The organism is Spongiactinospora gelatinilytica, from assembly GCF_003236385.1.
Lineage (GTDB): Bacteria > Actinomycetota > Actinomycetes > Streptosporangiales > Streptosporangiaceae > Spongiactinospora > Spongiactinospora gelatinilytica.
This window is the reverse complement of record NZ_POUA01000804.1, coordinates 1-674: the sequence shown is the minus strand read 5'-3', so window position 1 is coordinate 674 and position 674 is coordinate 1. Positions and strand designations below refer to the sequence as shown.

The window sequence follows — 674 nt, the reverse complement described above, 5'->3', positions numbered from 1 at the left end:
CGTAATAGGGCGAGTGGGCGGTGAGGTAGGTCTGGCGCTGCACGGGGTCGGCGTAGACGAAGTCGACCAGCGCGCCGGGGATGCGCACGTCGCGCGGGCGCAGCGTACGGCGCGCGGCCAGCCGCTCCACCTGGGCGATGACCGTGCCGCCCGCGTTGTGCGCCGCCATCGTCAGCGCGAGGGAGTCGCCCAGGATCGGCTCGTGCTCGAACGTCAGGTTTCCGTCCTCGTCGGCGGTGGTGGCCCGGATGACGGCGACGTCGATCGGCAGCGCGTGGTAGAACAGCCACTCCCGGCCGCCCAGCTCGACCACCTCGACGATGTCTTCCGTGGTGCGCTCGTTCTGCCGCCCGCCGCTCTGCCGTGGATCGACGTAGGTGCCGAGCCCGACGTGCGTGATGTGCCCGGGGCGGCCGGCGGCCATGTCCCGGCACAGCGCGGAGAGCACGCCCTGCGGCAGCGAGTACGCCTCCAGCGCGCCCTGCCGGACCAGCGCGCCCAGCCGCGGCTCGTTGCCGATGTTGCTGCCGATCGTCCGCCGGGCCAGCCCGGGTAGCGCGAGCTGGGAGAACCCGGTGTCGGCGAAGTCGCCGATCCCGACGACGCGCACGGTCGTCAGGTCGCGGGGCCGCCCGGCCTGCTCGAATTGCGCCGCCAGCTCGTCGATGAACGCC

Annotated in this window: 1 protein-coding gene; it reads right to left on the bottom strand. The window is 73.1% G+C overall.

From position 1 onward, the window contains the following. Nucleotides 1-674, bottom strand: a 674-nt coding sequence (locus C1I98_RS39500) for a CoA-transferase (protein WP_306461957.1), incomplete at both ends; no start/stop codon positions are given.